Raw genomic sequence first — 22,732 nt, 5'->3', positions numbered from 1 at the left:
CGATGCGGGTCCTCCTCGTCGACATCGACTCGCTGCGACCCGACCATCTGGGGTGTTACGGCTACGAACGACCAGTCTCGCCGACGATCGACCGACTGGCGGCCGACGGCGTCCGGTTCACGGAGTGTTTCGCCTCTGACACGCCCTGTCTGCCGAGTCGAACCGCGCTGGCGACCTGTCGGTTCGGGGCCCGGACCGGCGTCGTCACTCACTTCGGGTCGGGCCAGTGGTTCGAGTACGAGGACCGGGGCCACTCGTTCGACGAGGACCGACCCCTCGCGTTCAGACTGCTCTCGCGGAACGGCGTCCGGACCGCGACCGTCAGTAGTTTCGGTGACCACCACTCGGCGTACCACTTCCCGGGTAGTTTCACCGATGCTATCCAGCCGACCCCCGACACCGCGACGGAGACCTGTGCCGACGTGACCAGGGCCGCGACCCGGTGGCTGGGCGAGCACGGGACGGCCGACGACTGGCTGCTCCACGTCCAGTACTGGGGCGTCCACCACCCCTACGAGGAGATCGGTGAGTCGCTGACGCAGGTCGGGACGGCCGACTGGGACCTCGACTGGCCGGACCAGGACGCCCTGAACCGACAGCAGGGCATGACCGGCCCACGGACGGCCGACCTCTGGCCGACACCCGATGCCATCGGCACCGCGGCCTACGAACGCGAGTTCGCGAACTGGCCGTTTCCGGACCGCTTCGAGACGCCGTCCGACGTCAGGCAGGTGGTCGACGGCTACGATGCGAGCATCAGACACGTCGACGCGCACGTGGCACGGTTGCTCGATACACTCGGTGACCTCGGCGTGGCCGAGGAGACGACGGTCGTCGTCACCGCCGACCACGGGGAAGCGCTCGGTGAACACGGGATCTACGCGGACCACGCGATGGCCCACCCGCCATGTCAGCGCGTCCCGCTGATCGTCTCCGGCCCGCCCGTGGTCGGCGACGGACGGACCGTCGACGATCTCGTCTACCAGTTCGACGCGACCGCTGCCATCTGTGACCTGTTCGGTATCTCACAGCCCACGGGCTGGGATGCGGTGCCGTTGACAGCCGCACTCCGGAACGATACCTTCGAGGGTCGCGAGACGCTCGTCAGCGGCCACGGGATCTTCACCTTCGGTCGCGCCGTCTACACCGATCGGTGGGTGTACATCCGGTTGCTCCATCCCGGCGTGTTCTCACATCCGGCGTTGTTCAACGCGCCGGACCGAGAGGGTGTCGCTGCCGGCCTCGAACTCCTGCACGACCGTCGAGCAGACCCCTATCTCACGGAGAACCTCGCGGCGGAACGACCGGAAGTCAGGAATTCGCTGCGTGCTCGTCTCGCCGAGTGGCGGGAGGCGGTCGGCCTGACTCCCGACGCTTGCGGGACCGATCCACTGGCCGCGATGGCGGTCGAGGAGGGGCCGTTCCTCTACGTCGATCCCGAACAGCTCGCAGCCCTCTACCGTGAGCGGGACCGGTCGGCGGCGCAACTGGCAGTCGTCGAACGGGCGCGAGAGTTCCCCTGAGAGCAGTCTCGACCGCACTGGCCGCCCCTACTGGACGGCTCCGAGAACAGCACACGTCCCCATCGCCAGGAGGACACCCACGCCGACCGCGGCGCCCGGCAGCCATCCCGCAAAGAGCCCGATTCCGAGGAGCGAGACACCGGCCAGCGAGAGCACGGCGTAACAGCGGCGGTGGCCGGCGGCGTCGTGGTCCGACGAGAGGTACTGCTCGACGGCCGTCGCGTTCGGGCCCGCGGAGACCACCCCTCGGTCCTGATCGAAGGTGACGACGCCGACGTCGTCCATCTTTGGCAGGTGGCTCTGGTACAGCGAGACGTAGACGCGCTTGCGCTGAGCCGAGGAGAGGTCCGACTGGGGAACGCCGTTCTCCGCCGCGGCGACCCGTTCTGCCAGCTCCCCGAGGGCGATCGACGACCCGTCGGTGTCGAGCAGGTGTGAGAGGGCAGACCGACGACGTCCGTTGCGGAGGATATCGAAGGCTGTCTCTGGATCGATCCCAGTGCCACTGTCTGCGGGCCGCTCCTCGACCGTGTCGGTGGACGGATCTCCCGAATCGGCATCGAGGTCGGTGGCGGTGTGTCCGGCGTTGTTCCGTTCGTCGGTCGGTCTGTTCATGCCCTGGGTCCTCCGGCGGAGTAAGCGACGCGTATCGACGTTTCCAGCGCGGTTCGTCGTTTCACACGTTCGGTAGCCCCGCACTTATAGTTTGTCTGTTATTTTTTCGAGTTGCTTCTGGTGAGACCGGTCACTCTAAATCGTCTCACGACGGAGATGGCCACTGCCGGTAGCATTTACGGCGCAGCGGGCGGCCGTGACGGAGGATGGTCGCTGAACGGAGTCCAGTTTACGCGTCGTCGGCCAGAGAGAAGTGATGACACACTTGTTCCGAGGATTCAGAGGGTCCTGAGACAGAAGTCACTGTACAACGGGCGGTAACGAGACTGTAACAAAAGGTTACCCAGGGAACCGTTATGTAGTGGCCACCCGCGGCGGGCAGACCGCGACCGGTGAACCAGCAACGAGACACACCGTTCCAATGGCAGAAAAAACATCAGAACTCTCGCGTGACAGGATCTTCGACATCCTCAGTAGTCCACGGCGTCGATACGTCCTGCATTACCTCAGAACCGAAGAGAGCCCGATACAGATGACCGACCTCGCCGAGGAAGTCGCAGCGTGGGAAAACGAGACGACCATCGAGGAGCTCTCATCACAGGACAGGAAGCGCGTCTACGTATCACTGTACCAGACACACGTGCCGAAACTCGCGGAAGCGGGGTTAGTCACATACGACAGCGACTCCGGTGAGGTCGCGCTCGCGAGCAAGTCCTCCGAGATCGACCCCTATATAATCGACCAGCAGCCGGAACGGCCCTGGTATCGCTACTACCTGGTGCTGGCAGCGATCGACATCGCCCTGGTGCTGGCCGTCGTGGCGGATCTCCCGGTCGTCTCCGCACTCGGCGGGACGGGTGTAGGTATCATCGTTGCAGGAAGTTTCCTCGTGTTGACGACGGTACACTACCTGTCCCGGCAGCGATCGGGTCAGACGACTCCACCCGGCTTCGGCGAACCATGACCGCTTCCTTCGAACCCCCCGGCCGCTGTTACTCGTCCTCGTCGGCCTCTTCGGGGAGAAGCTGCTCCGGAGAGCGCTTGTACACGGGTGTGGCCGCGAATTCAGCGATCCGTTCGAGCTCCTCCTCTGACAGATGTTCGGGCATCGGTTGATGGTGTACGGCTATCAAGTTAGTAATACAGTTCATAGCATGTGTAGTGGTAACATACGTTATCAGATGGCACCCCCTTCGGTCGTTTCAGCTACTGTCTACTTCCAGAAGTCGACCGCGTCGGGAGCGTGCTGATGTGGCCCTGGGAGCATCTGGCAGTCGGGTACGTGATCTACGCGCTGTGGCGACGCGGGGCGGGCCGTCCGCGTCCTACGCGGGAGGAAGTAGCTATCCTCGTGCTGGCGACACAGTTCCCCGATCTGATCGACAAGCCTCTGGGGTGGGGGACCAGAATTCTGCCCTCCGGGACCTCATTTGCGCACTCGTTGCTGATCGCCATCCCCATCGTGGTGATCGCCGACGCTGTTGCCCGCCGGTCCGGTCGTGAGGATCTCGGAACTGTCTTCGCGATCGGGTATCTGTTGCACCTTCCCGGAGACGCCTGTTACTCGGTCCTCTTCGGGGGAGAGGCAGCCTCCCAGTTTCTCCTCTGGCCGCTGCTCTCCGCACCGGCCTCAACACAGACCTCAGTGCTTTCGAAGACCGGGGAACTGCTCGCAGCGTATCGTGTCGCACTGGGCTCACCTGCAGGGCCGACGTATCTCCTCGTCGAGACGCTGTTGCTCGGTTCGGCACTGACACTGTGGGTCCTGGATGGGGCGCCAGGTCTCCCGTCGTTCAGAACGAGCGGGGGACGATAACACGGTATTCCGATGAGCCCACGAGAGTGGATTCCGTTAATCTAAAGGAATGATCAGAGGGGAAAGTTTATTTGATATGAATGTAAAATTCCACCAGGCCCGAGCAATGTCAAAACGTAACAAGCCAGTCGAGCGTGTCGACGAGGTCCAGTATCATCCGAGTTCGGATACGTACCGTACGTCGTTCCCTGCCGACCAGGCCGCGACGACAGCGGTCGTGTCGATGCTGGCAGAGATCCGTCACTGTGACCCAGTCGATATCGAACCACTGTACGAAGTAGTCGATACCGACGCACTGGATCGACTCGTCGAATCTGTCACAGATTCCCTTGTACAGATCAATTTTGTCGTAGAAGGGTTCGAAGTAACAGTTTACGGGGACAACACGCTCGAAGTTGTTCCACCGATCTGAGTGGTCAGTTTCGTCGAGTAGCCACACCATTCCTGCCGACGAAGGTCGATACTGCCGGTAATGCCTGGTTAGTATCGAGTACGTACTTTGTTACCATGACACATCTGGCCGATATCCCAGGCAGATGTCAGACAGTACTCGCCGGCTTGCGGACCCGCCGATCCTGCGGGGGCTCGTCTCGGTCGATGACCCTCAGCAGGGAACGGTCCTCTGGCTGCTGGTCGTCGGGTTCGCACTAGCGGATACCTTCCTCACCATCGTGGGACTCGGACTCGGGTTCAGCGAGGTCAATCCCGTCGCACGGTCGGCGATACAGTGGCTCGGACCCCTCGGACTGGTTATTCTCAAACTCGTCTCGCTCGCCGTGCTTGCGGGGATCGTTCGGCTGATCCCGGTCCGGTTCGAAACAGCCGCACTCCTCGGGTTCTGTCTCCCTCAGGCAGCTGCCACCGGGGTGAACGCAGCCCTGATCCTCTCGGTCACAGCGCCGGCCATCTGATAGAACTCTCAGGTCGTCGGCTGTTGCGGGAGCTCGATGTCGGCGACGGCTTCCAGTTGGGCTACTGCATCCTCCGGGCGATAGACGGTACCGTCGATGCGACACGGAAAGACCGACAACAGGCTGTCTTCGTCCACGAAAGCGAGACATCGTGCGGGCGTAGAGATACACTTGAAGGTCTCTCCCGCGAGCGAGGACGAGACCTCCTTGACGCGAAAGAACGGTGAGATCTCGATGTCGCTGTCAGCGGCCAGGGCGAAGAAGTCTCCGATCGCCTCGATGATCTGTGAGCACTGTTCCACAGTGGATAGTTCCCCTTCTGTACAGACCTGTTCACCCCAGACGGTGATCGAGAGGTCGGCCAGTTGTTCCTGCTCGACGAGACGTTTGAGACGCTCGACGAGCCGTTCCTGCGAGGAGTAGGAACTCGACGGTGCCAGCGATTGCACGTAGACGTCGGCGTGTGCTCCCGACGGTGTTTTCGGTAGATACTGGTGCGGAATCTCACGGTCTGTAGTGTCGTGACCCTCCATAGCTGTCTCTCTTCTCTGCCGAGATGTGATTAAAAGGGTACGACCGTTCACACAGTAGGAGGGCGTTTTTGAACAGTAATCTCGATCACGAACACAACCTTCGGAAAAGTGGTACAGACGGGGTAGCTGGGTGGGTGGGAGCCAGAACACCCCGCAGACCGTGGAGAGAGCATTCGGGTCAGTGAATGCCGGTACGGGGGCGTCCCCGTGTGGGGTTCGGCAATCGATGAACCGGTTCGGTGGTGAGGGGGGAGACGCTCTCTCCGTTCGGTACCAGTTGTCGTACCAGTGTAGTTATATGGAGATTAGGCGCCGACTCACTCAGTAGGGAGTGGCCCTGGAAAGAGATATCGCTATGCGATTGACGGCTGATCGGACGGCCAACACATCCAGAGTCACTAATTCGAACTTACCGCCCCGCCTACGTTGCAGTTCTTGGCCACTCCACTCCGGGCTGTCGTGGTGCAGCTGGTGAATCGACAGCGGGTCGCCGCTCACCTTCTGTTCAGCCGGTCATCGTACGAGACTATCGTAACAATTGAAACGATGTACACACCGAGCGCACTGCCGTCGTTCGATCGGGTGTGCAGTGACTTTCGATGGCTACTATAGAGCCAGTCCGGTTCCACCGCCCGAAATCCGACCCAAACGCGGAGTAAGTGAATCTTATTGATCGACGACATAATCTGGTACGTATCTGATGTGTAAATAGATATGATCGGTGGCCAGATAACATATAATAAGCCAATCTTACCCACGTAGTGGCCACAAGCGTTATTTTAGTAGATACAGGTTTCCTTCGTATGGTCGGGCAGACAGTTGGAAGCGAGAAACCGAAAGGACCGCTTACTGGACGTCAGTGTCGGGGGTCAGCTACAGAGCCGCCGCGCGAGACGAGTGGTCCAGACACAGAATCACCCCACACCCTCCCCGGAGTGTCAGTGCTACTCCAATGTTGAGTGATACCGAGTGGCAGGAAGTCCCTGAAGATCCCGATCCGAACCAGGACCTGGGCTACGAGATCGAGGAACTCACGGTCATCGAATCCTCCGCGGACTCACAGCGCATCTTCCTGCCGGAGCACGACTCGCAGTTCAAAGCCGAAGAGTTCATCGTCGTCAGCGAGTGCTCGCTGGTCACCCTCGAACCGTAATTCGCCGTCAGACCGCTGCTACGAACTGTATAACAATAGGACTCTCAAAGAGTGGACCTCTTACTGGCCCGGTTAGCCCGGGCACTGGACCACGATGACATACCGAGAGTACATGCGCGGCAACCCAGTTATCTGTAGCGTCTCCCCGACAGGGTACCAGCCGCTCGACGGGCACGGGAACAACGTCCCGGTCTCACCAGAGGCCGTGGCCGACGATATCGAAGAGTGTCAGCTCCTGGGTGCAACCATCGCACAACTGCACGGGCGACACGACGATGGACAGCCCGCAGCGTCGAAATTACCGGCCATCTCTCGTGCGGTGCAGGAGCTGACAGACGACATGTTGATCGAATACGCCGCCAGCCCGGCGACCCAGCTTGGTGATTACTTCGACATCATCGACGAGGGGCCGAAACCCGATATCGCACAGGTCTATCTGGGACCGATCCAGCACGGCCGTCGCGAGGTCGCGGCCATCAGCCGCCGTGACGTCCACCGGTTCGTCGAACTGCTCGTCGAGCGCTGTATCAAACCGAACTTCATGGTGTTGACTGGACGCGACATCAACGAACTGAGTCGAATCCGGCAACACGGTCTCCTCGAGAGTTCCCCCATGGTGACCATCCGACTGGGACCGCCGGACGGTGCCGTTGCGACGCCGCTGCAGTTACTGTCACTAGCCGACGCGCTGCCGGCCGACGCGACAGTGTTCGTCGGTGCGACAGGTCCGAACCAGTTCCCGATGACGACGATGGCGACGATGCTGGGCCTGCACGTGAGAACGGGAATGGGCGACAATCTCTATTTCGATCCGAACACACCGGTCCAGCGCAACAGTCAGCTCGTCAGGCAACTGGCCGACGTGGTTCGACATTCACGGCGGGAGTTCGCGTCCGTCGACGAGGCTGACGAACTGCTGTCAGTATCCGGGCTCCGATCTGATATCCAGGCGTAGCCCGATTCCGAACGACACGATCCCAATCGCCCAAAGAGAGCAGCAAAGGCGAACGAGTTAAGCTGTTCTTAACGCGTTTTTCCGTCGCTCTATCTTCGAGAATTGCGCTATCAGTCCGTTGATATATATGTGGTAGACCGAGCGCACAGACCAGCCGGTGTGACCTGAACCGTGGTCGGTATCGCGATGATCGATCGTCGAAACATCATGTCCTTTTATCTTCTAAGCAGGGAGCAACTGGAGCCTCTGTCAGGTCACCCGGACTATCGCTTGCGGACCGCAGTAGTCAGCTGAGAGTGCGTGCCTCTCGTGCTCGATCAGAAGTCCGCTCTGTCACTGCGAAACCCTGAACGACCGTTCACGTACTTGATCCACAACCGCCAGAGATAGCCCCTTAGTAGCAGCCAGGAGAGGCGTGGAACGAACGTCGAGTACTCGATACCACTCGACTCGTCGCCGTAGACGGCCGGGATCGGTACGTCTTCGACACGCATTCCCTGCGCGTCAAGGTGGATCAGAAGGTCGTTGAGGAACCCGTAATCGGTGTAGATCGAGTCCAGGTCGAGTTGTTCGATTGCGTCGGCCGAGATCGCAGTGTACCCGTTCTGTGGATCACGGAGTCCCCAGTATCCGCTCGCAATCTTCGTCAGTAGCGTCAGCATCATGTTACCGAACAGACGCCACCGGGACATCTCTTCGCAGTGGTCCCGACTCACGAGTCGATTGCCTTTCGCGTATTCGACGTCGCCTGAGACGACAGGTTCGATGAGTCGATCGAGGTGCTGTGGATCCATCTGGCCGTCCCCATCCATGACTGCAACCACGTCGTGGTCGTCGACCAGGGCCAAACGATAGCCTGTTTTGATGGCCGCTCCCCGTCCACCGTTGGACTGGTGGCGGACCGGGACGATCCGCTGGTCCGGGAGCATCGACGAGAGCACCGGTGGTGCCGTCTCGGGTTCGACAGTCCCGTCGGTAGTTATCTCCCCACCGTCGGTCGCTTTCCGCTCCTCGTCGTCAGCCAAGGCTGTGACGATATCCCAGGTACCGTCGGTCGAACCGTCGTCGATCACGAAGACCCTATCGACGAACTTCGGGATAGTTGTCAGCACGTTAGCGATGAACGACGCTTCGTTGTGTGCTGGAACCACGACACAGACGGACGCATCCCCGTACATTACTACGGCCTCCGAATCCGTGGACGCGACCACACTGGAGCAGTACATTCGCTGGGAACTCTCACGAGGGATATCTGGCAAGGATCTGTCCCAGCGGTATCCGGATGGCGCGGTCGCGGGTGAGCGATCTCTGCAGGGCCCATGTAGTGGGGAACGAACCATCGTTCCTCCCGGGACGTTTCCTGACACAGGGACTCTATGGGTGTTCTGATCCCCATTTCGTTACCCGAGATTCCAGCCACCACAGCATTGTTATTCCATACTTTCAATTGGTAAGCCACTAGTTCGCATAGAGGGAGAATCCTACAGGAAAGATCACCCGCAAATCATGTAATGAGGTCTATTATTCATCCGAGAGACCAACAGATATTTATTCCATTTGCGCGTTCGGCCTGATATGGATCGAGGCAATCACCTCGTCGAGCAGAGACGAGTGTGGCAGGAGATAGCAGACACACCGAGTACTGCAGTCGTGTACAGACTCATGGAACGGACCGGCCGTGACCACAGGGAGCTGCCGCCCCTTGCCGACTCGATCGACCCCGACGCCCTGAACAAACTCGTCTCGCGAACCGACGGCGCGACATCGCTCTCGTTCACGCACGCGGGACACGAAATCGAGTTTTCGAACGCTACGTTGGCTGTACGACCGCTGGACGGCTAGCTGGCGACGCCGTCGAGGCTGTTACTGGGTTGGAATTAGTACATCGATCAACGATCGGTCGGTCTCGCTGTGGCTCGCGCGTACGAGCCTGAGTCAACCAGGGTCACGCCATATTCTTTCGGGTGATCGTGTTCCATACCTCTACACCCTTGTCTGTGACACCGTACACCCGGCCTTTCTTCCGGTCCTCGGACACCAGAAGATGGACGAGATCGGCTTCGCGCAGTTCCTGAAGCGCTCGTGAGACGTGGGCGATACTCAGGTTCATATCATCAGCTATCAGCGACGGCGTTGCTGGGCCCTCCGAGAGCCGACGGATCGTTTCGACGCGGTATCGCGAACTGATCACGAAGCTCACCTCGTCCCATTGGTCAAAGTCTACCATTGTACTGTATTCGGTCGATGTGTTCTCTCGGCGCTACGCACACCGTACAGAGTCTGTCACCGGACCGCCTTGCTATACGTTTCCATTGGTCATCGGTTAACGGTTTCGCATTGATAGAATCCTCACGACTGAGGACAGGTCGGTTGCCGGATTCCAGCGAGTCACAGCGCCATTAGTAACAGGTTCTTCTGTAGCAGTATCAGAACGTGCCCCGTACGGGTTGAATAATCGCATCTTACGGCGATTATTCCCCGTGCAGATGGTTCATTCCGGCCGATCACTATCGTATCGCCCGAGAAAGAGTATGGTAACATGAAACACATCAAACATAGCCAACAATTAAGTATCAAGAGGTTGTCCACTACTATAGTTACGTCAGCGTGACTGCGTAGCTGGGAGAGCAACGGGCCGGGGGCCGGCCTGTTGATAGCAAATCAACACAGAGGGGAACGGAGCACCAGTATGGAAACTCAAGACTCACAGATCGGACAATCGGAACCGATGCCGGACAAGACCGTCACGGAAAGAACGGAGGATAGGAACGAGAAAGCGGACACGACGGAGCCAGACGCACCCGCGGACCAGGAGACGGCGGTGGAACCACCGTCTCTCGACCTCATCTTCGAGGTCCTGAAGAACAGTCGCCGCCGCGAGGCGATCCAGTACCTGCGGGAGAAAGACGAACAGGTGTCGCTGGGCGAACTCGCAGAACACATCGCCGCTATCGAGAACGACACGACGACGAAGCAACTGACCTCCAGTCAGCGCAAGCGAGTCTACGTCGGTCTCTACCAGTGCCACCTGCCGAAGATGGACGATGTCGGTGTCGTCGACTTCAACCAGGACCGCGGGCACGTGACCCTGACCGACCAGGTCGAATATTTCGAACCATACCTGGATTTCACGGAGGATGCAGACACGCGTGAGTGGTACAGGTACTACGGTGGACTCTCGCTATCTGGAGTGGGAATCATGGCCGCAGTCGTGCTGCTCGGCGTCCCACAGTGGACAGTAGTCCTCACGGCGACGCTTCTTATCGTCGCAGTCGGTGCGTGTGCCGCAGTCCACAGTACAGCAGCTGAATAGAACTCGTTTCTCCCTGTCTCACTCGGGCACCGCGAGCGACAGCGCCCCGTCGTGATCCCGGTGCTACGTATGTAGGTAGTCCTCCAGATCTCTCGGATACCCTTCAAGACCCCGATTAATCGGGGCTTATAGCAGTATAACACGGTCTTACTCCCGAGTAGAGCATATGTGAACAGTCTTGAACTATCTGTGATCGTGAACAAATTAGAATCACAGTTGTACTATTGTTATTCGATTCGTCGATTTAAGTATCACACTCCAGTCAGACCGGCCTGATAGCGTTCCGGTCGCGGGTCGAGTAGCCTACGATTGTTTATTTCGTTCGGATATTTGTGGATATATAGTGAGATCGTCCGCATCTCGATGCCTCGGCCTCGCGGATCGATAGCGGGGTGGGCGGAGAACACTTCGATAGAGGTGTGTGTACTCGGGCCGACAGACCAGCGTCGACGATGACTGACAACCCGTGCACTCGATCCGGAAGCTGAACGTACTACACCCGCAGTATCCCGGAATTTACTATACGAGCTCGGCGCGATACTCAGCGACGACCGGACGCTATGACAACGGAAGCGAACACGGAGGACCACTTCGACGAGAACATCGAACGGTTCTCCTCAGACGACCTCATCACACAGTATACGGATCGGGCCACGGCAGGATTGTTCACTGAAGAACGGAAGGCCATCGACCGGTACTTCGTGGACGAGAACGCACGACTGCTAGATATCGGTTGCGGCGTCGGCCGGACGACGCGACCCCTCGCTCGATGGGGGTTCGATGTCGTCGGAATCGACGTCAGCGAGGAGATGATCCGGGCTGCTCGACGTTTGTCCCCGGAGCTCGAGTTCGCTGTCGACGACGCGACGGACCTCCAGTTCGAGGACGACAGTTTCAGGTACGCGCTGTTCTCGCACAACGGCCTCGACTACATCCATCCGCGCTCGAAGCGGACACAGGCACTGCAGGAGATTCGTCGCATCCTGGAGCCCGGCGGTATCCTCGTGTTCAGCACACACAACGCCTGGTATCGGTTCCCGGCGCTCCTCAAAGACCGTGACTTTCTGGAGACGTTCTACCTCAACCGTGCAAACATCGACCGCTTGTTCGACCGCTACAAGAAAGATACCGGTGAAGCTAACCTGCACACCTACATGTCGAACCCGGTTCGACAGCACCGAGAACTCCGGCAGTGTGGGTACGAACCACTGGATCTCATTGGAAAACGCGACGGCCCACTCAAGAACTTCGAAGCGATGCTCTACTTCGCCGCACGGGGGTAGCAGACACTGTCGACTGCCGTCTCAGTCACTAAGTTCGCTATAACTTTACCCCTCCCGTCCGCGTGCTTCGATGACACGTCACCGCCAGCATGCGTACCGACGACCGTACCGGCAAGCTGGCGGGCACCGTCTCCCACACAGTACCATGGAAATCGACATCAATCGTCTCTACGACCGGATGCCAGCGGAGATGCAATCGACCGCCCAGCGATGGTTCTACCGACTTCATCCACGCCGTTCGTGGGCCCAGCGGACCAGACCCGACACGGCACACGAAGCGTTCGTCGACCGGTTCTTCGACGACCAGAGGGAGTTCCAGACCTACCAGCAGGAGTTCTTCGACTCCGGCGTCGCCGACCACATCACCGAACAGATCGACGCTATCGACGACGAGTATGACGTCTACGACGCCCATCGTGACGAGTGTCTGAAATACTACGCGCTGCTCAGGAAGCGCCGACCCGAGGTGGTCGTCGAGACCGGCGTTTACAGCGGCGTCTCGACGACGTCGATCCTGGCCGCACTCACCGAGAACGGACAGGGAACGCTCTACTCCATCGACTGTTCGGAGTCACTACGTGACGACCTGACGGAGCAGCGCGACCCGCGCGAGCTGCGACACTTCAGCCGCGAGCGCCCGTCGTGTGCCGAACCGACGAGCCACGTCCTGCCGCCCGGAAAGAAAGCAGGTTGGCTCGTCCCGCCCGCGTTGCAGGATCGGTGGCGCCTACAGCGGGGTCGGAGTCGCGACCGTCTCCCCAAACTGCTCGCGGATCTCGGTACTGTCGACGTGTTCTTCCACGACTCCGAACACTCCACGTCGTGTATGCTCTTCGAGTTCGAACTCGCCTGGAGCGCACTCCAACCTGGTGGGCTCCTCATCTCGAATCACGCGGACTGGAACGATGCAGTCGAGACGTTCGTCGACGAACACCGGTGTGACCACGGCGACGTCTCATTTCATTACCTCGGCTACCGCGAGACCGAGGCCCCCATTCCGTGCCGGACGGCGTTCGTCCAGAAACCCACAGCGGGGGACCGATGAGATACCTCTTCTTCGTCAATACACCCGCCCACGCACACCTCTACAAGTACGCCGTCAGTCGGCTGCACGACCAAGGCCACGACGTCCACATCCTCGCACGGAAGTACGGCTGCACGGTCGACCTGCTCGAGTGGTACGATCTCCCGTTCTCCGTCTACGGGTCCTGTGGCACCTCCAAGGGCTCGCTGTTCCGCCACCTCCCCGGCCACTACGCACGGCTGCTCCCGGCGACACTCCGGTACGATCCGGACCTCATCTTCGGGATGGGGGGCTACGCTGCCCCCGCAGGCTTCATCTCACGCACCCCTGTCGTCCTCATCCTCGATTCCGAACCGACGGGCCTGGACCACGCTATCTCCCGCCCGTTCGCCCGGGCGCTGTTGACACCGGCGGCATTCCGGAAGGACCTCGGCGAGAAACACTTCGTCTTCGACGGGTTCAAAGAGTCGGCGTATCTACATCCCGCAGTCCACGAACCGTACCCCGAGATCAGGGACGAACTCGGTGTCGGACCGGACGAACCATTCGTGATCCTCCGGTTCAACGCGTTCGGCTCTCACCACGACCTCGGTGCCGGCGGCTTCACGCCCAAGCAACGGCAGACGTTGGTCAGGGAACTGTCGACGGCGGCCACGGTCTTCGTCTCGGACGAAGGTGGCACGATGGATCTCGAGGGGCTCCCCGCTGACCGATTCAGCGTCCACCCGGCCGGACTCCACGACGCGCTTGCCGAGGCCGACCTGTTGGTGGCCGATTCACAGACCGTCGTCACTGAGGCGGCACTGCTCGGGACGCCGGCGATCCGTTCGAACTCCTTCGTCGGCGACGACGATATGGGAAACTTCGTCGAACTGGAGCGAGCGGGGCTGATCTTCAATCTCACGTCGTTCGATTCGGTCCTCGAAAGGGCCAGCGCGCTCCTCTCCGACGACGACGTCGAGAGCGCCTGGCAGGCGCGCCGTGAGGGGTTCCTCGCACGGATGGTGAACCTCACCGACGTGATCGTCTCCGTCGCCAGCAATCCGGACGCTATCGAGACCATTCCCGAACTCACGCGATACGATAAAACGGACGTCGCGGACAGGTCGCCCCCTGTCCCGACGCACGGTCAAGGCCACCCGATGAGCCCCCAGGACGAATAACGGTCCAGCGTTCAGGAGGGACCAGCGAAGCTCGGTGGGCCCCCGCCGTTCGAGCCGTTCGAGCCCTCGTACTCCAGGTCCCCACTGCAATCACAGTTCAGACCGAGGTTGTTGTTATTGAAGTCGTCGAGGATGTCCTTCAGCGCCTCGCCGTCGAGATACTTTCCGGGCGCAATCTCGATGACCCAGTCTCGTGTCTCGCCGTCCGGGAAGTTCGAGTTCTCGAGCCAGCTGTCGGCCAGCCCGGCAACCTTCACGACGCCGGTCGCCTGTCCGGCGTAGTCGTCGAGGTCGATGCCGTGCGGTGATGTGTCGAATTCGGTGCGAACGCAGTCCGACTGGCTACTCTTGCGCACTTCGAAGTTCAGCTTGGTCGCCAGGAGGACCTGTGCCAGCTTGACCGCCTTGTCTCCCCGCGTGGGCTTGAGCAGGAAGTCGCGCCACTCGGAGAACGTCTTGGTCACGACACCCGAGAGCGTGTACTCGTTGGAACCGCTGCAGTTCTCCTCGTCGATCAGGCTCACGCCCACGTACGACCCGTTCCCGTTCGGGACTTTACACCAATCGTGGTTCGCCCAGAAGCCGGGGGTCCGTGGACAGATCGTCGCGGCAGCGGATCCTGAGACGCCTACACCGCCGATGGTGACCGCTCCAGCGGCCATCGCGCTGCGCCGGAGGACCGTTCGCCGTGAAATGCCAGTATCGGTAGTCTCGTCTGTCATAGTTCGGGTACCTTGTTACTCCGGTTGTAACCACTCGAACCACTGTGTTTGTTATACCGAGCTTTCCGAAAGCGGAGTTCAAGGAAAGCTTGGTATTCCCTCGCAGTGCCGTGATGACGTCCTCGGACGCCTCGAAAGCCCAGAATAACAAAACGTCCCCTGTGGGACGGACCGGTAGAGTGGCGACCCAATGGTAGTAAGCTCCCGTTTGACCGCGAGGTCGTGTCCCGATAGCCCAGGGACGGTCCCTGGGGACCGCTGTGCTTGCTCGACAGCGAGGAGAGAGCAACCCGGACAGGAGGCCGCGTAGATGCGCGTGCTCACCGTGGTCGGGGCCCGGCCGCAGTTCATCAAGGCATTCCCAGTCTCGGAGCAACTGCGCCGGCGCCACGACGAGGTGCTGGTCCACACCGGCCAGCATTACGACGAAACGCTCTCGGGCGTCTTCTTCGAGGAACTCCCGATCCCGGTGCCCGATCACAACCTGGGCGTCGGCTCTGGGACTCACGTCGAGCAGACCACTGCCATGATGTCAGGTATCGAAGATTTGCTGGACAGCGTCGACCCCGATGTAGTGTTGGTGTACGGAGATACGAATTCGACGCTCGCGGGGGCCCTGACAGCCGCGAAGCGGCGACCGGTGGTCGTCCACGTAGAGGCTGGGCTCCGCAGCGACGACCGGTCGATGCCCGAAGAGATCAACCGGATCGTCACCGACCACGTCTCCGGCGTCCTCTGTACCCCGTGTGAGCGGGCGAGCGAACGCCTCGCAGCGGAAGGAATCCACGACGGTGTCTACAACACTGGTGACGTGATGTACGACGCCATCCGCTACGCCCGCGAGACCGCCGCAGACCACTCTGCTGTCCTCGACAGACTGGATCTCGCTCCCGGAGGATACGTCCTCGCGACCGTCCACCGAGCGGCGAATACCGACGACCGCGAGCGCCTGGCCGGAATCGTCTCGGGACTCGGCGAGAGCGGACAGCCCGTCGTCTTCCCTGCCCACCCACGCACGGTGGACGCGCTCAGGCAGTACGGACTCTACGAGCGGGCCGCCGAGACGCTCGACATCGTGGACCCCGTCGGCTACCTCGACTTCGTCAGGTTGCTCGACGGCGCGACGCGCGTCGCCACCGACTCCGGCGGCGTCCAGAAGGAAGCGTTCTACCTCGATACCCCCTGTGTGACGCTCCGTGAGACGACCGAATGGATCGAGACCGTCGAGAGCGGGTGGAACGTCCTCGTCGGCGCGGATCGGGACGCGATACGGGCGGCGTTGCGGGCAGCCCCACCCACGGGGTCGAAACCCGATCTCTACGGCGATGGCGACGCCGCCGGTCGGATCGTCGCCGCGGTCGACGATCTGCCCTCCACTGTCGGTTCCTGAACCGTCCGGCTGACCCTCGGACCCACTCGATACGGTTTCGTGGTCACTTCTCCGGCCGCGGCAACGTGAAAGCGACCAATAACAAAACGATGGTATCCCAACCTTCAACCGAATCAGGGGTACAGCAGATCCCCCGGACAATACAGATGCTTCACAGCAACTCACCCAGATGGCGGCAGCGTGCGAGAACGACATCGTTCGGGGGGGAGACATGACGGCGGCGAACGTGGGGGAAGACGACCGGCTTGATCCCGGCGCCACCGTCGGCTACGAGTACGACGACGACGTCTCGCCCGCGCGGATCGGCGCGGGCGCGACCATCCGCGCCGGGACAATCATCTACGCAGACGTCGATATCGGACACGGTTTCACGACCGGCCACGACGCACTCGTCCGTGAACACACGATCGTCGGGGACGACGTTGTCCTCGGGACGAAGGCCGTGCTGGACGGCGAGGTCACCATCGGCTCCGACGTGAGTATCCAGACCGGCGTCTACGTCCCTCCGGAGTCGACCATCGGGGACAGGGTGTTCGTCGGGCCCCACGCGGTCCTGACGAACGATCCCTACCCCTTGCGTGTCGACGTCGACCTCGACGGGCCGACGGTTCGCGACGACGTCTCCATCGGCGGGAACGCGACGATACTCCCTGGAGTGACGATCGGCGAGGGATCGTTCGTCGCGGCCGGGGCCGTCGTCACCGAGGACGTCCCGCCGGAGACACTGGCAGTGGGTGTCCCCGCCCGACATCGTCCGCTCCCCGAGGCGTTGGCTGGAGGGAACGTCCTCGCATGATCCCTATCGCCGACCCGGAGTTCGGAGCTGCCGAGCGGGCGGCCGTCACGGACGTCCTCGACTCCGGTCGGGTCGCCGACGGTCCCGAAGTCCGTCAGTTCGAGTCGGAGTTCGCGGACTACTGTGACACCGAGTACGCCGTCGCGACGGCGAACGGGACCGCAGCATTGCACGTCGCCCTCGAAGGAGTTGGTATCGGCGACGGAGACCGTGTCGTCACGACACCCTTCTCGTTCGTGGCGAGCGCGAACGCGATCCGACTGGCGGGCGCAGAACCAGTCTTTGCTGATATCGACCCGGAGACGTTCGCACTCGATCCAGAAGCCACCCGGCGGGCGGTCAGCGATGCCGATGCGGACGCGGTGCTTGCCGTCCACCTCTATGGACTGCCGGCAGCGATGGACGACCTCCGCGAGGTCGCCGACGCCGCGGGGATTCCACTACTCGCCGACGCCGCACAGGCCCACGGCGCCCGCTTCCGTGGACGGCCGGTCGGGAGCGTGGCCGACGTGGCGACGTTCTCTTTCTATCCGACGAAGAACATGACGACGGGCGAGGGCGGCATGGTCGTGACGGACCGCGAGGCCGTCGCCGAGAGGGTCGCCAGTTACGTCAATCACGGGCGAACCGACGCGGGCGGCTACGTCCACGAACGGCTCGGACACAACTATAGACTGACGAGTCTCGCGGCCGCAATCGGTCGCGTCCAGCTACAGCGACTCCCCGACTGGGTCGAGGCGAGACGCGCGAACGCACGACGACTCGACGCCGTCGTTCGAGATGTTCCTGGTATCGTGGCGCCCGTGGAACCGCCGGACCGTCGACACGCCTATCACCAGTACACCGTCTGCTGTGTCGAGCGTGACCGGGACGCCGTGGCAGCACGGCTCGAAGAACAGGGCATCGACACGGCGGTGTACTACCCTACGCCGATCCACGAACTGGGTGCGTACGACCACGTCGACGTGGCGGCACCCGTCGCGGAGCGGGTTGCCGAGGAGGTCCTCTCGCTGCCGGTCCATCAGAACCTCGACACCGCCGACGTGGAGCAGATCCTGGCGGCACTCGCGGATCTGGATCCACAGACGGAGGTGTCCGTCTCGTGACCGTGCCCGTCGGCGTCGTCGGCGTCGGTTCGATGGGACGCCACCACGCTCGGATCTACGCCGAGTGTCCGGACACTACGCTCGTCGGCATCGTCGACGCCGACGAGGACCGGGCCCAAGAAGTCGCTACCACACGGGGTACGGCCGTGCTGTCGGCCGACGAACTCCTCGATGCGGCCGAGGCTATCTCCGTGGCTACCCCGACGTCACATCACGCCACGGTGGCCTGGAAGGCCCTGGGCGAGGACGTCAACGTCCTCGTCGAGAAACCGTTCGTCGAGGACCAGAAGCAGGGTCGTCGGCTCCAGAAGCGGGCCGACCAGCGCGGATTGGTGTTGCAGGTCGGTCACGTCGAACGGTTCAACCCCGCCGTGCAGGTGCTCGGCTCCGTCCTCGAGGATACCGACATCGTCGCCCTCGACGCCCAGCGGATCGGCCCGCCGCTCGAACGTACCGTCGACAACTCCGTCGTCCTGGACCTGATGATCCACGACATCGATCTCTTCCTGTCGATGCTCGACCAGGAAGTCAGTGACGTCGCCGCGACCAGAACGGAATCGTTCCCGCACGTCAACGCAACGCTGCGGTTCGACGGCGGGACCGTGGGCACGCTGACAGCGAGCCGGATCTCACAGCGGCGGGTCCGGACACTGACCGTCACGACGCCGGAGTTCCTCGTCGAGGTCGACTACCTCAGACGCTCGATCGAGATCTATCGACAGTCGTACCCCGAGTACGTCGAGACGGACGGCGACGTCCGCTATCGGAACGAGACAGTGGTCGAACAGCCGGTCGTCGAGAACGGCGAGCCGCTGAAAGCCGAACTCGAATCGTTCGTCGACGCCGTCCGGACCGGGAGTTCGCCGGTCGTGACGGGTGAAGACGGGCTCCGCGCGCTCGATATCGCACAGCGGATCGAGGAGCGAGCGGCCGAAAGCGAGACCGTGGTGAGCGCCAGATGAGCCAGTTCGACGCACCACGGCCGTACGACCCGGAGATAGCGCCCGGACGGCTTCGGACGGCACTGCGGACGGGACAACTCCCGGTCACCGTCTTCGGCCTCGGGAAGATGGGGCTTCCCCTTGCCGCCGTCTACGCCGACCTCACCGGGAACACGACCGGCGTGGATCTCGATCCGACCGTCGTCGACGCGGTGAACGACGGCGCCTGCCCAGTCGACGGAGAACCAGGCCTCGCTGAACTACTCGCACGGACTGTCGAGGACGGTGGGCTCCGAGCGACGACGGACGGGGCCAGTGCTGCAGCACGTGGTGCCATCCACGTCCTCATCGTCCCGACGACGGTCGAATCGACCGAAGGTGCGGACCTCACTGCGATGGCGTCGGCACTCGACGACGTCGCTGCGGGGCTCTCCCCCGGTGATCTCGTGATCGTCGAGTCGACGGTACCGCCACGGACCTGTACCGACGTCGTCGTCCCGCTACTCGCCGAGCGCAGTGGGCTCGACGACGACGCCTTCGGCGTCGCGTTCTGTCCCGAGCGGACCGCGAGCGGGCGAGCGTTACGTGATATCCGCGGTGCGTACCCGAAGGTCGTCGGCGGCGTCGACGAACCCAGTACCCGTGCAGCGACGCTGCTCTACGACGAGGTGACGGCCAACGAGGTGTGCAGCACCGACGCGACAACCGCCGAATGCGTCAAAGTGTTCGAGGGGGTCTACAGGGACGTCAACATCGCCCTGGCGAACCAACTGGCGACCTTCGCGACGGAACTGAACGTCGACGTCCGTGCGGCTATCGACATCGCGAACACGCTCCCGATGTGTGACATCCACGAGCCCGGTGTCGGCGTGGGCGGGCACTGCATTCCGTACTACCCCTACTTCCTCCTCTCGGAGTTCGAGACCGAGGCGCCACTGCTTCGGACCGCCAGGGCGGTCAACGACGAGATGCCACTCCGCGTCGCCGAGCGACTCGACAGCCATCTCTCTGTCTCGAATCCGACAGTCGGGATACTCGGAGTGACCTACCGGCCTGGCGTAGCCGAGACTCGGAAGTCGCCGGCCATCCCGCTGGCAGAGGCGCTTCAGGAGTCGGGTGCGACCGTCGTCGGGACCGATCCGCTCCTGACAGACGACTCGGGACTGCCGTTCGAGTTGGTGGATCTGGAGACGCTGCTGACGAGCGGACTCGACGCCGCTGTAGTCGTCACACCCCACGAGACCTACCATCGGATCGACTGGAGCGACGTGGAACCGATGCTCGTCGTCGACGGTCGAGACGCCCTGACGATCGATTCCAGGCACGAGGTCGTCACGGTCGGGAAACCATGAGGAGACCGAACGAGTCGTCGAACGACGGGACAGGTCCGGACATCCCGTCGACGGAGTGGACCCGAACGGAGCTCTCTCCCGAATCGGAGTGGGAATTCGTCTGCTGTCTCACCCACGACGTCGACAGGATCGACCACAGATTGCCGACACTCAGCCGACTCGTCAGTGACCCGTCGCTCTCGTCGGTCCGCAGACTCGTCGGGGACCGACAGCCCTACTGGCGCTTCGAGGCGGTCCGAGAACTGGAGCGCACGCTCGGTGTTCGCTCGTCCTTCTACTTCCTCAACGAGAAGGACCTGTTCCGTGACAAGGGGCCGGCCCACTGGGTCAGTCCCCGCTCGTGGTCGCTGTACTCCTACTACGATATCACGGCCGACGCCGTCAGGTCGCTCATCCGAAACCTGGCGACCAGTGACTGGGAGGTCGGCCTCCAGGGCTCGTACGAATCGTACGACGACCGGTTCCGGTTGGCCTACGAGAAGTCGGTCCTCCAGGACATCACCCGGCAACCGGTCACTGGTGGGCGCCAGCACTATCTGAACGGGACGTTCCCGCGGACCTGGGACCACCACAGAGCGATCGGTCTCGACTACGACACGACACTTGGATCGGCGACCGAATTCGGCTTCGACACCGGCTACGACATCATCCACCCCTTCGACGACGAGTTCGCCGTCTTCCCCCTGACTGCGATGGACCAGGCGGTGATGGAGTCGGCCGACTCCGTCGATACGGCCAAGCGAGCGATGGACGACCTCCTCCGGGAAGCCAGACGGCATCGGGCGGTCGTGACCGTCGACTGGCACCAGCGGACCTTCGATCCGGTCGATTTCCCCGGTTACAGGGACGTCTATCGCCATCTCGTCGAGCGTGCGCTGGAGCTGGGAGCCTGGGTCGGGCCGACCGCTGATGCGTACGACCTACTCGTCGACGGGCCGGCGGGCCGTCGCCGATCGGGGCCCACGGCGCGACCTCGAAACGATCCGATCCGGTAGTGTGGCCTCGATCCTGTCGACGACGACCCGGATGTCGTTGTGCTCACACGCGTAGTCGTAGGCCTGTGCGCCGAGCGACCGCCGCTGGGCCGGCGACCGGATCAACTCGCGTATCCGGTCGGCCATGACGTCGGGGTCACCGAGGTTGTAGTAGCCGGTCCGCTCGGCCCCGGACTGGCCGGCCGGATCGACGTGGAGACTGAGCACCGGCGTCTTCCTGAACCACGACTGGATGAAGGTGTTCGGGTACCCCTCCTGTGTGCTCGTGTTGACGAACAGCGACGCCTGTTCGATGTACTCGTTGCTTTCGGCGACCGTACAGCCCCCGAGATATCGGAGGTTCGGTGTCGACTCCGCGCTGTTCCGGAGTCGGTCGGCGAGGCCCCCGTAGTCCGGCCGCCCGACGAGCCAGAACTCACAGTCCAGCTCCTGGCAGCTGGCTGCCACGTCTGCGAAAACGTCTGGCTGTTTCCAGGGTTTGATGCTCGCGAGCCAGAGGACGACCGGCGGCGAGTGTTTGTCCGGTTCACTGTCCGGCACGGGATGGCCGTTGCCCGTCACCGTCGCGTCCAGCCCGCGGTGTGTCCGGAGTAACTGTCGCTGCCGTGGCGTCTGTGCCAGGAGCGTATTCGGGACCGGGAGGAAACTCCGTCTGAACCCCAGTTTCGTGCGTCGATAGAGCGTGTGTGCCGGCGTCGGGTTGTTTTTTCCTGGCCACCCCGCGAACCGCGGGAGACACTGTGCATCGTGTGAGATGTTGTAGATAACGTGCGTGTCTGTCCCGTACCTGAGCGCCGGCGCGAGCGGCAGGTCACCGAGGTTCCGCAGATAGACGACGTCCGGATTCACATCGATAACGGTGTCTCGAACCGAGCGCACGGTGTCGATGCTACCGGCCGTGTCGAGTCGCTGGACCTGGACGCCCTCCTCTTCGCGGACGTCGTCGTCGCCGGCGTCGTGGGCGACGTAGACGGCTTCGTGGCCCCGGCGGACCAGTTCGGCACAGATCAACTGTGCCTGGAGTTCCGCGCCACCCGGTGTATCGGTGGGATGGGTACCCAGGACCGCACAGAACCTCATTGCCGGGCCTACAGGAGGGGTGCTAATAAGTATATTCGGCGTATCCGTGTCTCGGAGTCCA

Annotated in this window: 24 protein-coding genes; 18 read left to right on the top strand and 6 right to left on the bottom strand. The window is 62.0% G+C overall.

Going from position 1 to position 22,732, the window contains the following annotated elements; translation table 11 throughout:
• The first annotated feature begins 2 nt into the window (after nucleotides 1-2).
• Complete coding sequence (locus tag Hhyl2_RS18000) at nucleotides 3-1,523, top strand: sulfatase family protein (protein WP_483552173.1); 1,521 nt, start codon at nucleotides 3-5, stop codon at nucleotides 1,521-1,523.
• Nucleotides 1,524-1,550: 27 nt separating this feature from the next.
• On the opposite strand, the gene Hhyl2_RS17995 is transcribed toward Hhyl2_RS18000, so the two are convergent.
• A complete protein-coding gene (locus tag Hhyl2_RS17995; RefSeq protein ID WP_483552172.1) occupies nucleotides 1,551-2,138 on the bottom strand; it encodes a DUF7344 domain-containing protein in 588 nt (195 codons plus the stop codon).
• A 421-nt stretch (nucleotides 2,139-2,559) separates the two neighbouring features.
• On the opposite strand from Hhyl2_RS17995, the gene Hhyl2_RS17990 reads away from it, so the two are divergent.
• The 4 genes from Hhyl2_RS17990 to Hhyl2_RS17975 all read left to right on the top strand — a co-directional run bounded on the left by Hhyl2_RS17990 (nucleotide 2,560) and on the right by Hhyl2_RS17975 (nucleotide 4,865).
• Entirely contained in the window at nucleotides 2,560-3,102 is a 543-nt protein-coding gene (locus Hhyl2_RS17990) for a DUF7344 domain-containing protein (RefSeq protein WP_483552171.1), read from the top strand.
• A gap of 285 nt (nucleotides 3,103-3,387) precedes the next feature.
• Nucleotides 3,388-3,954 (top strand): metal-dependent hydrolase, encoded by a 567-nt coding sequence (locus Hhyl2_RS17985; protein ID WP_483552170.1) that lies wholly within the window; start codon nucleotides 3,388-3,390, stop codon nucleotides 3,952-3,954.
• Nucleotides 3,955-4,060: 106 nt separating this feature from the next.
• On the top strand, nucleotides 4,061-4,366 hold the full coding sequence (locus Hhyl2_RS17980; protein ID WP_483552169.1) for a HalOD1 output domain-containing protein: 306 nt from the start codon (nucleotides 4,061-4,063) through the stop codon (nucleotides 4,364-4,366).
• A 124-nt stretch (nucleotides 4,367-4,490) separates the two neighbouring features.
• A complete protein-coding gene (locus Hhyl2_RS17975) occupies nucleotides 4,491-4,865 on the top strand; it encodes a DUF5658 family protein (protein WP_483552168.1) in 375 nt (124 codons plus the stop codon).
• Nucleotides 4,866-4,873: 8 nt separating this feature from the next.
• Here Hhyl2_RS17975 and Hhyl2_RS17970 read toward each other — a convergent pair whose 3' ends face one another.
• The gene (locus Hhyl2_RS17970; RefSeq protein ID WP_483552167.1) at nucleotides 4,874-5,398 is read right to left on the bottom strand and encodes an HTH domain-containing protein; all 525 of its coding nucleotides are present in this window, start codon (nucleotides 5,396-5,398) and stop codon (nucleotides 4,874-4,876) included.
• 952 nt (nucleotides 5,399-6,350) lie between these two features.
• Here Hhyl2_RS17970 and Hhyl2_RS17965 point away from each other — a divergent pair.
• Both Hhyl2_RS17965 and Hhyl2_RS17960 read left to right on the top strand, forming a co-directional pair.
• A complete protein-coding gene (locus Hhyl2_RS17965; RefSeq protein ID WP_483552166.1) occupies nucleotides 6,351-6,551 on the top strand; it encodes a hypothetical protein in 201 nt (66 codons plus the stop codon).
• 94 nt (nucleotides 6,552-6,645) lie between these two features.
• Nucleotides 6,646-7,506 (top strand): 3-keto-5-aminohexanoate cleavage protein, encoded by an 861-nt coding sequence (locus Hhyl2_RS17960; RefSeq protein WP_483552165.1) that lies wholly within the window; start codon nucleotides 6,646-6,648, stop codon nucleotides 7,504-7,506.
• A gap of 317 nt (nucleotides 7,507-7,823) precedes the next feature.
• Here Hhyl2_RS17960 and Hhyl2_RS17955 read toward each other — a convergent pair whose 3' ends face one another.
• Complete coding sequence (locus Hhyl2_RS17955) at nucleotides 7,824-8,684, bottom strand: glycosyltransferase family 2 protein (protein ID WP_483552164.1); 861 nt, start codon at nucleotides 8,682-8,684, stop codon at nucleotides 7,824-7,826.
• 397 nt (nucleotides 8,685-9,081) lie between these two features.
• On the opposite strand from Hhyl2_RS17955, the gene Hhyl2_RS17950 reads away from it, so the two are divergent.
• A complete protein-coding gene (locus Hhyl2_RS17950; RefSeq protein WP_483552163.1) occupies nucleotides 9,082-9,348 on the top strand; it encodes a HalOD1 output domain-containing protein in 267 nt (88 codons plus the stop codon).
• 103 nt (nucleotides 9,349-9,451) lie between these two features.
• On the opposite strand, the gene Hhyl2_RS17945 is transcribed toward Hhyl2_RS17950, so the two are convergent.
• On the bottom strand, nucleotides 9,452-9,733 hold the full coding sequence (locus Hhyl2_RS17945; RefSeq protein WP_483552162.1) for a winged helix-turn-helix domain-containing protein: 282 nt from the start codon (nucleotides 9,731-9,733) through the stop codon (nucleotides 9,452-9,454).
• A gap of 462 nt (nucleotides 9,734-10,195) precedes the next feature.
• Here Hhyl2_RS17945 and Hhyl2_RS17940 point away from each other — a divergent pair, with 462 nt between their 5' ends.
• The 4 genes from Hhyl2_RS17940 to Hhyl2_RS17925 all read left to right on the top strand — a co-directional run bounded on the left by Hhyl2_RS17940 (nucleotide 10,196) and on the right by Hhyl2_RS17925 (nucleotide 14,289).
• Nucleotides 10,196-10,819: a DUF7344 domain-containing protein gene (locus tag Hhyl2_RS17940; protein ID WP_483552161.1), complete on the top strand. Its 624-nt coding sequence runs from the start codon at nucleotides 10,196-10,198 to the stop codon at nucleotides 10,817-10,819.
• 560 nt (nucleotides 10,820-11,379) lie between these two features.
• Nucleotides 11,380-12,102 (top strand): class I SAM-dependent methyltransferase, encoded by a 723-nt coding sequence (locus Hhyl2_RS17935; RefSeq protein ID WP_483552160.1) that lies wholly within the window; start codon nucleotides 11,380-11,382, stop codon nucleotides 12,100-12,102.
• A gap of 145 nt (nucleotides 12,103-12,247) precedes the next feature.
• On the top strand, nucleotides 12,248-13,147 hold the full coding sequence (locus tag Hhyl2_RS17930) for a class I SAM-dependent methyltransferase (protein ID WP_483552159.1): 900 nt from the start codon (nucleotides 12,248-12,250) through the stop codon (nucleotides 13,145-13,147).
• A complete protein-coding gene (locus Hhyl2_RS17925) occupies nucleotides 13,144-14,289 on the top strand; it encodes a hypothetical protein (protein ID WP_483552158.1) in 1,146 nt (381 codons plus the stop codon). Before Hhyl2_RS17930 ends, Hhyl2_RS17925 begins: the two co-directional genes overlap by 4 nt.
• Nucleotides 14,290-14,300: 11 nt before the next feature.
• Here Hhyl2_RS17925 and Hhyl2_RS17920 read toward each other — a convergent pair whose 3' ends face one another.
• Nucleotides 14,301-15,011 (bottom strand): Tat pathway signal protein, encoded by a 711-nt coding sequence (locus Hhyl2_RS17920; protein WP_483552157.1) that lies wholly within the window; start codon nucleotides 15,009-15,011, stop codon nucleotides 14,301-14,303.
• Nucleotides 15,012-15,321: 310 nt separating this feature from the next.
• Between Hhyl2_RS17920 and wecB the strand changes: the two genes are divergently transcribed.
• The 6 genes from wecB to Hhyl2_RS17890 all read left to right on the top strand — a co-directional run bounded on the left by wecB (nucleotide 15,322) and on the right by Hhyl2_RS17890 (nucleotide 21,591).
• Nucleotides 15,322-16,401: a non-hydrolyzing UDP-N-acetylglucosamine 2-epimerase gene (gene wecB / locus Hhyl2_RS17915; protein WP_483552156.1), complete on the top strand. Its 1,080-nt coding sequence runs from the start codon at nucleotides 15,322-15,324 to the stop codon at nucleotides 16,399-16,401.
• A gap of 211 nt (nucleotides 16,402-16,612) precedes the next feature.
• Nucleotides 16,613-17,197, top strand: a complete 585-nt coding sequence (locus Hhyl2_RS17910) for an acyltransferase (protein ID WP_483552155.1) — start codon at nucleotides 16,613-16,615, stop codon at nucleotides 17,195-17,197.
• Nucleotides 17,194-18,303, top strand: coding sequence for a DegT/DnrJ/EryC1/StrS family aminotransferase (locus Hhyl2_RS17905; RefSeq protein ID WP_483552154.1), 1,110 nt, complete (start codon nucleotides 17,194-17,196; stop codon nucleotides 18,301-18,303). Before Hhyl2_RS17910 ends, Hhyl2_RS17905 begins: the two co-directional genes overlap by 4 nt.
• A complete protein-coding gene (locus Hhyl2_RS17900) occupies nucleotides 18,300-19,265 on the top strand; it encodes a Gfo/Idh/MocA family oxidoreductase (protein ID WP_483552153.1) in 966 nt (321 codons plus the stop codon). The genes Hhyl2_RS17905 and Hhyl2_RS17900 overlap by 4 nt, the downstream gene beginning before the upstream one ends.
• On the top strand, nucleotides 19,262-20,596 hold the full coding sequence (locus tag Hhyl2_RS17895; RefSeq protein ID WP_483552152.1) for a nucleotide sugar dehydrogenase: 1,335 nt from the start codon (nucleotides 19,262-19,264) through the stop codon (nucleotides 20,594-20,596). Before Hhyl2_RS17900 ends, Hhyl2_RS17895 begins: the two co-directional genes overlap by 4 nt.
• Nucleotides 20,593-21,591 (top strand): polysaccharide deacetylase family protein, encoded by a 999-nt coding sequence (locus Hhyl2_RS17890; RefSeq protein WP_483552151.1) that lies wholly within the window; start codon nucleotides 20,593-20,595, stop codon nucleotides 21,589-21,591. Before Hhyl2_RS17895 ends, Hhyl2_RS17890 begins: the two co-directional genes overlap by 4 nt.
• Here Hhyl2_RS17890 and Hhyl2_RS17885 read toward each other — a convergent pair.
• Nucleotides 21,517-22,671: a glycosyltransferase family 4 protein gene (locus Hhyl2_RS17885; protein ID WP_483552150.1), complete on the bottom strand. Its 1,155-nt coding sequence runs from the start codon at nucleotides 22,669-22,671 to the stop codon at nucleotides 21,517-21,519. The two genes, Hhyl2_RS17890 and Hhyl2_RS17885, sit on opposite strands and share 75 nt — an antisense overlap.
• Nucleotides 22,672-22,732: the final 61 nt, after the last annotated feature.

This window comes from Haloarcula sp. H-hyl2 (genome assembly GCF_056934385.1).
The sequence above is the reverse complement of the archived record's forward strand: the minus strand, read 5'-3'. Positions and strand labels throughout refer to the sequence as shown.

What these genes read in the sequence shown, in the direction of transcription:
- Hhyl2_RS17910 (WP_483552155.1), top strand. Translation starts at nt 16,613, where the DNA reads ATGACGGCGGCGAACGTGGGGGAAGACGACCGGCTTGATCCCGGCGCC.
- Hhyl2_RS17960 (WP_483552165.1), top strand. Translation starts at nt 6,646, where the DNA reads ATGACATACCGAGAGTACATGCGCGGCAACCCAGTTATCTGTAGCGTC.
- Hhyl2_RS17955 (WP_483552164.1), bottom strand. Translation starts at nt 8,684, where the DNA reads ATGTACGGGGATGCGTCCGTCTGTGTCGTGGTTCCAGCACACAACGAA.
- Hhyl2_RS17975 (WP_483552168.1), top strand. Translation starts at nt 4,491, where the DNA reads ATGTCAGACAGTACTCGCCGGCTTGCGGACCCGCCGATCCTGCGGGGG.
- Hhyl2_RS17980 (WP_483552169.1), top strand. Translation starts at nt 4,061, where the DNA reads ATGTCAAAACGTAACAAGCCAGTCGAGCGTGTCGACGAGGTCCAGTAT.
- Hhyl2_RS17925 (WP_483552158.1), top strand. Translation starts at nt 13,144, where the DNA reads ATGAGATACCTCTTCTTCGTCAATACACCCGCCCACGCACACCTCTAC.
- Hhyl2_RS17965 (WP_483552166.1), top strand. Translation starts at nt 6,351, where the DNA reads ATGTTGAGTGATACCGAGTGGCAGGAAGTCCCTGAAGATCCCGATCCG.
- Hhyl2_RS17990 (WP_483552171.1), top strand. Translation starts at nt 2,560, where the DNA reads ATGGCAGAAAAAACATCAGAACTCTCGCGTGACAGGATCTTCGACATC.
- Hhyl2_RS17885 (WP_483552150.1), bottom strand. Translation starts at nt 22,671, where the DNA reads ATGAGGTTCTGTGCGGTCCTGGGTACCCATCCCACCGATACACCGGGT.
- Hhyl2_RS17940 (WP_483552161.1), top strand. Translation starts at nt 10,196, where the DNA reads ATGGAAACTCAAGACTCACAGATCGGACAATCGGAACCGATGCCGGAC.
- Hhyl2_RS17895 (WP_483552152.1), top strand. Translation starts at nt 19,262, where the DNA reads ATGAGCCAGTTCGACGCACCACGGCCGTACGACCCGGAGATAGCGCCC.
- Hhyl2_RS17905 (WP_483552154.1), top strand. Translation starts at nt 17,194, where the DNA reads ATGATCCCTATCGCCGACCCGGAGTTCGGAGCTGCCGAGCGGGCGGCC.
- Hhyl2_RS17970 (WP_483552167.1), bottom strand. Translation starts at nt 5,398, where the DNA reads ATGGAGGGTCACGACACTACAGACCGTGAGATTCCGCACCAGTATCTA.
- Hhyl2_RS17985 (WP_483552170.1), top strand. Translation starts at nt 3,388, where the DNA reads ATGTGGCCCTGGGAGCATCTGGCAGTCGGGTACGTGATCTACGCGCTG.
- Hhyl2_RS17935 (WP_483552160.1), top strand. Translation starts at nt 11,380, where the DNA reads ATGACAACGGAAGCGAACACGGAGGACCACTTCGACGAGAACATCGAA.
- Hhyl2_RS17995 (WP_483552172.1), bottom strand. Translation starts at nt 2,138, where the DNA reads ATGAACAGACCGACCGACGAACGGAACAACGCCGGACACACCGCCACC.
- Hhyl2_RS17920 (WP_483552157.1), bottom strand. Translation starts at nt 15,011, where the DNA reads ATGACAGACGAGACTACCGATACTGGCATTTCACGGCGAACGGTCCTC.
- Hhyl2_RS17890 (WP_483552151.1), top strand. Translation starts at nt 20,593, where the DNA reads ATGAGGAGACCGAACGAGTCGTCGAACGACGGGACAGGTCCGGACATC.
- wecB (WP_483552156.1), top strand. Translation starts at nt 15,322, where the DNA reads ATGCGCGTGCTCACCGTGGTCGGGGCCCGGCCGCAGTTCATCAAGGCA.
- Hhyl2_RS17945 (WP_483552162.1), bottom strand. Translation starts at nt 9,733, where the DNA reads ATGGTAGACTTTGACCAATGGGACGAGGTGAGCTTCGTGATCAGTTCG.
- Hhyl2_RS17950 (WP_483552163.1), top strand. Translation starts at nt 9,082, where the DNA reads ATGGATCGAGGCAATCACCTCGTCGAGCAGAGACGAGTGTGGCAGGAG.
- Hhyl2_RS17930 (WP_483552159.1), top strand. Translation starts at nt 12,248, where the DNA reads ATGGAAATCGACATCAATCGTCTCTACGACCGGATGCCAGCGGAGATG.
- Hhyl2_RS18000 (WP_483552173.1), top strand. Translation starts at nt 3, where the DNA reads ATGCGGGTCCTCCTCGTCGACATCGACTCGCTGCGACCCGACCATCTG.